General features: G+C 68.5%; 5 protein-coding genes and 1 pseudogene. All 6 read left to right on the plus strand.

The window, feature by feature from the left end; genetic code table 11:
- The first annotated feature begins 309 nt into the window (after positions 1–309).
- Positions 310–1,842: a GMC family oxidoreductase N-terminal domain-containing protein gene (locus ABZZ74_RS51930; protein ID WP_356951118.1), complete on the plus strand. Its 1,533-nt coding sequence runs from the start codon at positions 310–312 to the stop codon at positions 1,840–1,842.
- Positions 1,839–3,275 (plus strand): aldehyde dehydrogenase family protein, encoded by a 1,437-nt coding sequence (locus ABZZ74_RS51935; RefSeq protein WP_356951119.1) that lies wholly within the window; start codon positions 1,839–1,841, stop codon positions 3,273–3,275. The genes ABZZ74_RS51930 and ABZZ74_RS51935 overlap by 4 nt, the downstream gene beginning before the upstream one ends.
- Positions 3,276–3,482: 207 nt before the next feature.
- Positions 3,483–3,812: a transposase gene (locus ABZZ74_RS51940; protein WP_326600990.1), complete on the plus strand. Its 330-nt coding sequence runs from the start codon at positions 3,483–3,485 to the stop codon at positions 3,810–3,812.
- 91 nt (positions 3,813–3,903) lie between these two features.
- Entirely contained in the window at positions 3,904–4,461 is a 558-nt protein-coding gene (locus ABZZ74_RS51945) for an IS3 family transposase (protein WP_356951120.1), read from the plus strand.
- The gene (locus ABZZ74_RS51950; protein ID WP_356951121.1) at positions 4,458–4,706 is read left to right on the plus strand and encodes an integrase core domain-containing protein; all 249 of its coding nucleotides are present in this window, start codon (positions 4,458–4,460) and stop codon (positions 4,704–4,706) included. Before ABZZ74_RS51945 ends, ABZZ74_RS51950 begins: the two co-directional genes overlap by 4 nt.
- Positions 4,707–5,565: 859 nt before the next feature.
- A pseudogene (locus tag ABZZ74_RS51955) lies at positions 5,566–6,421 on the plus strand (transposase); the annotation flags it as partial.
- Positions 6,422–6,510 lie beyond the last annotated feature (89 nt).

The raw sequence follows: 6,510 nt of genomic DNA on the forward strand, positions 1-6,510 counted from the left end.
ACTATATAAGTGTGGTTGTGCTGTGATTTCATCTGTTTAAATGAGTTCACCGGCCTGCCCCCCCCCCCCCCCCCCCCCCCCCGGCGGGCCCCCCCCCCCCCCCGCGCTGCCTGGGAAGAGTTGCGCGTCCGCGCGGTCAGGCCGGTCACCCGCCGCAGCTGTCCGCTCGCCCGTAGTCCCGTGAGGGCGACGCGCGAGCGGCCAGAAGGCCGGTCCGTCCAGCCGTACGCAGCCGTTCGTGCCCGCCTCCGCAATACCCCGTGCACCGCGACACAAGCAGGGAGCCCGTCCGCCTGTGACCCTCCCGTCATGCGAGCAAAACACACCGTTTACGACCACATCGTGGTGGGCGCCGGCTCCGCCGGCTGTGCCCTCACACGCAGACTCGTGGACGCCGGCCGGACCGTCCTGCTGATCGAGGTGGGCGACCGGGACGACAACCCGGCCATCCACGACCCCGGGCGCCTGTGGGAGCTGTGGAACTCCCCGCAGGACCACGCCTACACCACCGAGTCCCAACGGCACGCCTCCGGAACCAAGGTCTTCTGGCCGCGCGGCAAGGTCCTCGGCGGATCCAGCGCCCTCAACGGCATGATCTACGTCCGCGGCCACTGGGCCGACTACGACAACTGGGCCTACCAGGGAGCGGCCGGCTGGTCGTACGACGAGGTGCTGCCGTACTTCAAGCGCTCGGAGGACTTTGAAGACGGCGCGTCCTACTACCACGGGGCCGGCGGCCCGATGCCCGTCAGCCGGAACCACTCTCCCAACCCGGTCACCGCCGCCTTCGTCGAGGCCTGCCAGGACTACGGGATCCCGTACAACGACGACTGCAACGGCCAGGACCAGCTCGGCGTGAACGTGCTGCACCGCACCATCCGCGACGGCAAGCGGGTCAGCGCGTGGACCGCCTTCCTGCAGCCGGTGCTCGACAGTGCGCTGCTGACCGTGATGACCGGCGCGGCCGTCACACGGGTCCTGGTGGACGGCGGCCTGGCTCGGGGAGTCGAGTTGCTCCGCGACGGCCGCACGACGCAGGTCCGCTGCGAAGGTGACGTGATCCTTTCCGGCGGCACCATCGGTTCGGCCCAGCTACTCCTGCTCAGCGGCCTCGGGCCGGCGGACGAGCTGCGGACACTCGGCATCGAGGTGACCGCGGATCTGGCGGGCGTGGGCGCGAACCTGCACGACCACACCCTCGCCCCGGTCGTGTGGGAATCGGCGCGACCGGTGCCGCAGGGCACGGCCAACAAACTGGAGGCCCACTACTTCGCCAAGTCCGACCCGGCGCTGGCCGTGCCGGACCTGCAGCCTCTGATGTCTCACGTGCCACTGCCGGTGCCCGACATGCACGTCCCGGAAGAGGGGCACGGCTTCTCGGTGCTCGCCGGGACGATCCGTCCGCTCAGCCGTGGCCGCTTGTGGCTGCGCTCGGCCGACCCCACCCAGGCTCCTGCGCTGGACCCGGCCTACTTCTCCGAGCCGTCGGACCTCACGGCCATGGTGCGGGCCGTGCAGCAGGTGCGGGAGATCGGCGAGGAGAAGTCGCTGGGCGACTGGCGGGCGCGCGAGGTCGCACCCGGACCGTACGTGCGCACGGACGCGGAGGTCGCCGCGTACATCAAGCGGACCCTCCTCAGCTATCACCACCAGGTGGGCACCTGCCGTATGGGCATCGACCGGATGGCGGTCGTGGACCCCCACCTGCGCGTACACGGCGTGGCCGGGCTGCGCGTCGCGGACGCCTCCGTCATGCCCTCCGTCACCTCCGGTAACACCCACGCACCTGCCGTCATGATCGGCGAGCGCTGCGCCGACCTCATCCTGGGAGCACAGCTGTGACCAATACCCTTTTCATCGGTGGCGAGTGGCAGGCCGCGGCCTCCGGAGCGGAGTTCGAGACCCTGGACCCGGCGACGGGACAGCCTCACGCCCGAGTGTCCCTGGCGGGGGCCGTGGACGCCGACGCGGCCGTACAGGCCGCCCGCGCGGCCTTCGAGAGCCCGGAGTGGGCGGGACTCACCCCGGCCGCCCGCGCCCGGATCCTGTGGCGCATCGGTGATCTCATCGAAGAACACGGCGAGGAACTGGCCGAGTTGGAGACACGCGACCAGGGCCAGCCGCTCGGCATCTCCACGGCGGTCAGCGTCGCCGCGGCAGCCGAACACTTCCGCCACTACGCCGGCTGGGTCACCAAGATCTACGGCGAGACGGCGCCACTGTCCATCCCCGGCGTGCTGCAGTACACCAAGCGGGAGCCGGTGGGAGTGTGCGCGCTGATCACCCCGTGGAACTTCCCGCTCATGATCGCGAGCTGGAAGATCGCACCCGCCCTCGCCTGCGGGAACACCGTGATCGTCAAACCCGCGGAGCAGACCCCGGTGACCACGGTGCGGCTCGTCGAGCTGTGCCGGGCGGCCGGTGTGCCGTCGGGCGTCGTCAATCTGCTGACCGGTGGTCCAGAGGCCGGCCGGGCTCTCGTCGAACACCCAGGCGTGGACAAGGTCTCCTTCACGGGTTCGACCGACACGGGCAGGGAGATCGTCCGTGCTTCCGCGGGCAACCTCAAGCGGGTCTCGCTCGAACTCGGCGGCAAAGCACCGAGCCTTGTGCTGCCCGGTGCCGACCTGGAGGCGGCCGTGACGGGCTGCCTTCAGGGCGCGCTCCTCAACAGCGGTCAGGTGTGCGCCGCCTACACCCGGTTCCTCGTCCACCGCTCCCTCGCCGACGAGTTCGCCGAGCGCTGCGCCAAGGCGGTCACCGCGATGCGGCTCGGCGCGGGCAGCGCGCCCGACACCGAGCTCGGCCCCCTGGTGACCGGCGAACACCGTGACCACGTCCACGCACTGGTACGCAGCGGGGTCGAGGAAGGCGCCCAACTGCTCGCCGGCGGGGCGCCCGTCGACGACCTGCCGGGCTTCTTCTACCAGCCGACCGTGTTCACGGGCGTACGGGACGAGATGCGCATCGCCCGCGAGGAGATCTTCGGCCCGGTGCTGTCCATCCTGCCGTACGACGACGAGGACGAGGCGATCGCCCGCGCCAACGACACTGAGTACGGCCTGGCGGCGGCCGTGTGGACCCGTGACGTGGGCGCGGCGCACCGCGTGGCGGGTGCCGTCCGGGCGGGCACGGTGTTCATCAACATGCCCAACCCTGTGGACGCCTCCGCCCCCTGGGGCGGGTTCAAGGCCAGTGGCTGGGGCCGGGAGATGGGAACGGGAGCCATCGACGCGTACACGGAGGTCAAGAGTGTGTGGACCTCACTCGCCTGAGGTGCCCGCCTGTCGGCTGCCAGGCGTTCTCCGCGGGTTGGGCCGGCACGCGCCTGATGGTGGCGTGCAGCCCGTACGGCTGTCCGCCTGTCTGCCTTTCTGTATGCCCGGTCTCACGAGAATCCGGTCGTCGCCGGCGGCCCTGCGGTCAAGACTGTCCCTCCCCTCGTAGCGTGGAGTCCGTGAATGCAGGGGAAGTTGAGGTTCATGGGGTCCAAGCAACGGACGTACACACCTGAGTTCCGTGAGGGTGCTGTACGCATTGTGATCGAGACGGGCAGGCCGATCCCGGAGGTCGCCGAGGAGCTCGGTGTCCACTCCGGGACGCTGCACAGCTGGGTGTCGCGGTGGCGGCGCAACGGCTCGGCCTCCTCCGACCGGCCCGCGCCCGCTGCCTCGGGCGGCCGGCTGCGGGACACCGAGCGCGCCGAGTTGGAGCGGCTGCGGCGGGAGATGAGCGAGAAGAACAAGCGGATACGCGAGCTGGAGATGGAACGTGATGTCTTCAAACGCTGCATGGCCTTGTGGGTGAAGTAGCTGCGGCGGACCCGGCCCAGGTGGCCGGGGTGATCAGCGACTGCAAGGCGAGCAGGAGATTCCGCACACCCTGACGTGCCGTGCGCTGGGTGTGAGCGAGTCCTGGTTCTACAAGTGGCGCAACCAGCCCGTCACCGCTCGCGAGGTGCGGCGCGGGAAGCTGGCCGACGCGATCCGGCAGATCTTCGATGAGTCGGGCGGCACGTATGGTTCCCCGAAGGTCTGGATCACGCTGGTGCGCCAGGGCTGGAGGGTGTCGGTGAACACCGTCGCCAAGCTCATGGCCGAACTCGGCTTGGCCGGACGCAAGATCCGAAGGCGCCGGGGGCTGACCAGGCCGGGCAAACGGCCCGCGTTTGCGGACTTCGTGCGCCGCGACTTCAGCGCCACCGCTCCCGACCAGGTGTGGGCCGGGGATATGACGGAGATCGTCACCAGCGAGGGCAAGCTGTACCTGGCCACCGTGATCGATCTGCTCTCGCGCCGCCTGCTCGGCTACGCGATGGGCGAGCGCCACGACGCGGAGCTGGTCATCGCCTCCCTGCATATGGCCGCGGCCACCCGCGGCGGCGACGTCAGGGGCGTGATCTTCCACTCGCCGAGTACACGTCTCGGCGCTTTCGGCGGGCGTGCCGCACACTCGGCGTGACCCAGTCCATGGGCCGGGTCGGGTCATGTTTCGACGCCGTGAGCGAGGCGTTCAACAGCGTGCTGAAGGTCGAGTACGTCCACCGGCACACCTTCCGCACCCGCACCGAGGCCCGCATCAGGATCGCCACCTGGATCACCGACTTCTACAACGCCAGGCGGCTACACAGCGTGTGCGGGTTCAAGAGCCCGATTGACTACGAACGTGACTACCGAGCCACCCTCGCCGAGGGGCTGGCTGCATAGATCGTCTCCACGCTGCGAGGGGATTGACACCTTCGACTTCCAGGCCGACTGAACCTGGCTGTACTCGGCCAGGCCGCCGTGGCGCTAGAGGATGTCGCTCTACGAGCCCCTGGCACAGTTGGAAGGGGTGTCCGGAGCCACCTCTCATGGCTCCGGACACCCCTTCTCATACGCCGGTGGATCGCTGGCTGGCGCCTACCAAAACAGACGCACTCCAACCGCCACAAACCCGAGGGCAACCACGCAGATGCACATTCGCCCGGTGTACTCCCAGCTCTGCATCGCCATCCGGACCGTCTTACCGATCTCCCGCCACATTGGCCTTCTCCCGTCGTCGAAGATTGCGATACAGCGATTCGACAACAGCCCAGGTCAGCGCGTCTGTAGGCTCGGACAGGCCCGGCGGCCCACGGCTGCCGTCGGCCGTGCTCGGCTGATCTCGGACATCAGTCGATCTTGAGAATCACGTTGAGGGGAGCAGTTCAGTGGTGGCCGAGAATCCGATCGAGGTCTTAGCGGCCGACCTCCGTCAACTGCGCCATGACGTCGGCCAGCCTTCTTTCGGCGAGCTGGCGAGCCAAGCAAAGAAGCTCCAGCTACATTTGCCGCGCACCACCGCCTCGGATGCTGTACGAGGTCGGCGGCTTCCGCCACTACCGGTGGTGATCGCGTTCGTCCGAGCCTGCAGGCGCTACGCGGAGGAAGTCGGTCTTCCCGCGTTGCCTACCAGAGCCCGAGAGTTGTATTCCTGGCAAGAAGCCCACAAGAACGCCTCGTCGGCGCTAGGGCGCGTATTGAGTCGTGATCAATCTGTGGGATGTGCCTTCGTGGCACGGTCTGGTCCGGTAGACCGTCGTACGTGACGCGAGTGCAACTGACCGACGCGGAGTGGGAGTTCATCGAGCCGTACCTGCCGATCGGCGAGTACGGCCCGTACCCCGAGCGGCTGCGGCAGCAGTTCGAGGGCGTGATCTGGCGGTTCAAGACGGGCGGCCAGTGGCGGGAGATGCCGACAGAGTTCGGTGCATGGTCGACCGTCCACAACCGCTTCCGGCAGTGGCGTGATGCCGGGGTCTTCGAGGCCCTGCTGGAGGGCCTGATCGCGGAAGCTGCGAAGCGCGGTGAGGTGGACCTGTCCCTGGTCAGCATCGACTCCACCACCGCCCGTGCCCACCACGACGCGGCCGGGATGCACCTCGACGAGGACGTCGTCACCGCCCTGGAGAAAGCCGCCGCCGAGGAGGAGAAGGCCAGGTCAAAGGGGGCGGCCTCGGAGAACAAAGAGGGCAGGAGACCGAAAGCGATCCCGCGCGGGAAGAACGACGACGCGTCCGGCGTCGGCGGAATCTCCGGCTGAAGGCTGCTCTCCTCGGACGCTCCAGGGGCGGGCAGACCAGCAAGGTCCACCTCGCCGCCGACCGCAAGTGCCGCCCGCTGGCGTTCATCCTGACCGCGGGACAGGCAGCGGACAGCCCACAGTTCATCCCCGTCCTGAAGAAGGTGCGGGTGCGCGGGCCCGTCGGCCGCCCCCGCACCCGGCCGGACGCAGTCGCCGGAGACAAGGCTTACTCGTCTCGCGGCAACCGTTCCCACCTGCGCAAACGCCGTATCAAGGCGGTCATCCCGGAGAAGAAGGACCAGGCCGCCAACCGGAAGAAGAAGGGCCCGTAAGTCACGACGCCGACCTCTACAAGGAGAGGAACACCGTCGAGAGGAGCAAGCCGCAGTGCTGTCATACCTGCGGTTCGCTGTCATGGCTGTTGTGTCCTTCCTCGTTGTCGATTATCGCCAGGCGCTGGTGGTG

Origin of the sequence: Streptomyces sp. NPDC006476, from assembly GCF_040612015.1 — a bacterium.
GTDB lineage: Bacteria > Actinomycetota > Actinomycetes > Streptomycetales > Streptomycetaceae > Streptomyces > Streptomyces griseorubiginosus_B.